This window comes from Acinetobacter sp. YH16052 (assembly GCF_013417155.1).
Classification (GTDB): Bacteria; Pseudomonadota; Gammaproteobacteria; order Pseudomonadales; family Moraxellaceae; genus Acinetobacter.
Genome location: NZ_VPEO01000073.1, coordinates 1 through 3,492, shown reverse-complemented (window position 1 = coordinate 3,492; position 3,492 = coordinate 1). Strand labels below are relative to the sequence as shown.

The following is a 3,492-nucleotide window of genomic DNA, read 5'->3' as shown; positions in this document are numbered from 1 at the left end:
TTATTTTAGTTACTTTAATAAAATCAAATAAATATGATAATAAAAGTATAGATTTGAATACATGGCAAAAAATTGAAAAATTTCAAATTTTAAAAACACAAATATCTTGCTCAAGTTCACCTTGGCGAAAAGGTATAGACAGAACTGCTAAGATGAATGTTGAATACATGTATAAATATCATAACAAAATTTATTATCGTAATGCTCAAAATGTCTTAAGCATATATAGAATAACGTTATTAGAGTCATGTGACGATCTAAAAGTTAAATTAGAAAATGCCTGGCACCAGTATAATACGGATAAAGTTTTATCCGTTTATATATCTAGCATAGGTAATGAAAGTAAGTTTGTAATCAAAGAAAATCAATTCACATTTAGAAAATCTTTAATTGCTTTGATCTTGTTTGAAGCGCAAGGAGTCATACTAATATTAGTTATCATATTGATATTAACTTGCCTAATTACACTACTTAGAATTAGATATTGATTCTATTTTTTTTAGTGCATCCCCAGCATCTTTATAACCATTCTCAAATGCCCGTTGAAACCAATATTTTGCTTTTTCTAGATCATTATAGGTATTCGCATACATATAACCCAAATTATTTTGAGCTATAGGAAAATTCTGGTTTGCTGCTTGTATATAAAGATCGAGCGCTTTTTTTTCATCTTTTGGAACTATAGCTCCTTCTTCATATATGTTGGCTAAATTGTATTGAGCATCTGGTAAATTCTGTTTAGCCGCATCGGTATACAAACTAATGGCTTTATTGATATCTTTTTCAATACCATTTCCATCAAGATATGCATTAGCGAGGCTGAATTGAGCCCGAGCATATCCTTGTTTTGCAGATAAGTTATAATAATCTAAAGCTTTTGTTCGATCTTTATCTACATAATATCCATTGTCATACATTACACCTAAATTATACTGAGCTTCAGAAGAATTTAATTTAGATGCTTCATTAAACCAATAATAAGCTTTAGCTTCATTTTTTTGTGTACCTATTCCTTTGAAGTACATACCTGCTAAATCATTTTGAGCAACTACAGAACCTTCATTTGCAGCTTTTTCAAAATATTCTAAAGCTTTTTGAAAGTTTTGCTTTACACCATCACCTAAAAAATATTTTTGACCTTGTTTATATAAAGACTCTGATTGAACAAGATTTTTTTCTTTCTGAGGTACAGTCTTTGTACAACCATTAAGACTAAATACACTCAAAAACACTAAAAAAAAAGCTATTTTTTTTACATTCATTTTTCATTCACTTAGTCAGAATATTTTATCTGCCATTCTAGCATAGGGTCTTTTTCTATTTCTCTATCTCGTCGTTTCTTTTCTGCCTCCCCAGCATTTTCATTCAATTTCTTCTGAGCATTGATATATATTTCAGCCGCTTTTATTACCTCACCTCTTTTTCCAATTTCTTCACCTGCATTTTCTCCAGCTGACTTCATACCGTACTTAACTGACAAGCCAGCGATACCACAGAGGGCTAAACCAACCCCAACTTGTCTCGGATCTAATGAACGAACAGCATTTTGTGAGCATCTGCCAACAACTCCAAGTGCTAATGTTTCACCAGCTTTTTCACCAGCTTTTGAAAGCACCAACTTTGATGTTTGTTCTGCTAATTTTTCAGCATCCTCATCATGAATTGCTAAAATTATTTCTGCCCCATCTGATACCATTCCACCTTTAGTACCAATTTTATCAATTTTTTCTACAGCTTTTTTTGTATTCAGAACACTCGTATGCTGATTTCCATTAAAGATATGACCTGAAGACTTTCTACTATACACCTTAAATTCTGTAGCTTTTTTTAAACGCTCTTTACTCAATAAGGGAACATTTTTAGAATGTAAAGCTCCCCATCTAATATTATAATTCTGTGCTTTCATTACATCTGCAGTATCTTTTACATACCCAGCCCAATCAGATGCAGTTGATACTCCTGATACAACGTTATCAAGATGCTCTCTTTTTAAAACAAGCGTTGGTCTGCCATTTTTATTGACCTTTTGTGATTCATCAGCCATATCATAATTTCCTTAACGCAATGTCTTAATCAAAGTTTTTCTGAATAATTACTTCTTAAATAATCACCAGGATCTTCAGATTCTTGTAATAACTCAATTTCTTTCAGAATTTTTGGACTAATGAGAATAATTTCCCTTACTAAATTATTTTCTATTCTAGTAATAGGCTTGAACTCATCTTTTGTAAGATATTTAACTGAAAGTAAGGGAAATTCTACTGTATTGCATAGAAATTTAGCCTCACCATCTTTATTTGTTCTATTTATTAAAATAGTCTTGTTATTTTCATCACTTAGTTTGAACTCTAAATTTGCAATAGGTTCACCAATGAGATCAACAAACTTAATTAAAATCTCATCATCCATCGTTCCTGAAAAAGTATTTATATAGTAATGCCATTCATCGCCACCAACTAAAATTTTTACTTTTTCCGATTGATTTGATTTTATCCGTTCTGTTCTTCCATATTCATCAAGATTTCCTTTTTGGAACTGTCCATTTTCTCTAACGACTGAATATTTTAAGTCGCTAATATTATTTAGTTCATCAGTTTTAAATAAATTGTATACATCTAATTTATTACTATATGGAAGCACAACATTTGGCATTTCAGGTAACGAAAAGTTGACTTTACTTCCTTGTTTAAATAAATGCTGCCCTGCTTTAGCCTCAAACTTTGTCGGGGTAATAATAGTTATCCCATCTTTATTAATGATGATCTGAGATCCACCAGCCATAGATTTACCTATTTCTTATAAATTTATAAAAAATTGAGCCTGAATTTAGCGTAATATAAATGATTAATAATTCAATGATTTTTAACCAAAGCATGACATTCATCATCGCTATTCAACTGAATGATAGCATCATTGTCACTACAGACAATAAGCAAGTTGTTTTAACAGAAACAGGTGATGCTCAATTCGATCCTAAAAAAACCACAAAAATTCATCCATGGGATCAAGGCATTATTACAGGGACAGGTGAAAGCTATGTGGTGACAAGATCGATAGAATTTTTTAAAAGATTAGCGCATTCAAACATTGCTAAACTCCCCCAATGCCTCGATATTTCTAGACAGATAAGAGAACTCAAAGTAGGGACTGACTACTTTCAAGTCGAGAACACGAAATTACTCTGTTCTCGTTACACTGAGCATGGTGCACAACTTTATACGATACAACGCTTTGAACCATCACAGCCCTATGAGCTTAGCCCACTACAGCCAATGAATATTACAGTATGGATGTTTCACCCCATTATTGAAGCTATTTCTAGCGACTTAAAGAACCTCTATACTGATCTAAAAGACTATGCGACCTTTAATAACAAAGTAGATTGGATGAATTACTATCTCAATCGTCTGGCTCCCATTTACCAAAAACAAAGTCAACAAGATCCATTCATGAGCCAAAGCTTTGATTTCTTTTTTCAGACGAAGGATGAAT

Annotated in this window: 5 protein-coding genes; 2 read left to right on the top strand and 3 right to left on the bottom strand. The window is 32.0% G+C overall.

What is annotated here, in order from left to right; translation table 11 throughout:
* The coding region (locus FTV42_RS17420) for a hypothetical protein (protein ID WP_218947011.1) at positions 1-488 on the top strand (488 nt) is incomplete at its 5' end.
* On the opposite strand, the gene FTV42_RS15840 is transcribed toward FTV42_RS17420, so the two are convergent.
* Genes FTV42_RS15840 through FTV42_RS15830 form a run of 3 tightly spaced genes read right to left on the bottom strand, consistent with a single transcriptional unit; the run spans position 468 to position 2,781 of the window.
* The gene (locus FTV42_RS15840) at positions 468-1,262 is read right to left on the bottom strand and encodes a tetratricopeptide repeat protein (protein WP_163146729.1); all 795 of its coding nucleotides are present in this window, start codon (positions 1,260-1,262) and stop codon (positions 468-470) included. The two genes, FTV42_RS17420 and FTV42_RS15840, sit on opposite strands and share 21 nt — an antisense overlap.
* Before the next feature lie 11 nt (positions 1,263-1,273).
* Positions 1,274-2,044 carry a hypothetical protein gene (locus FTV42_RS15835; protein ID WP_163146730.1) on the bottom strand — a complete coding sequence of 257 codons (771 nt, stop codon included), beginning with the start codon at positions 2,042-2,044 and terminating at the stop codon, positions 1,274-1,276.
* A 29-nt stretch (positions 2,045-2,073) separates the two neighbouring features.
* Positions 2,074-2,781 (bottom strand): type IV secretion protein Rhs, encoded by a 708-nt coding sequence (locus FTV42_RS15830; RefSeq protein ID WP_163146731.1) that lies wholly within the window; start codon positions 2,779-2,781, stop codon positions 2,074-2,076.
* A 59-nt stretch (positions 2,782-2,840) separates the two neighbouring features.
* Between FTV42_RS15830 and FTV42_RS15825 the strand changes: the two genes are divergently transcribed.
* The coding region (locus FTV42_RS15825) for a hypothetical protein (protein WP_306669651.1) at positions 2,841-3,492 on the top strand (652 nt) is incomplete at its 3' end.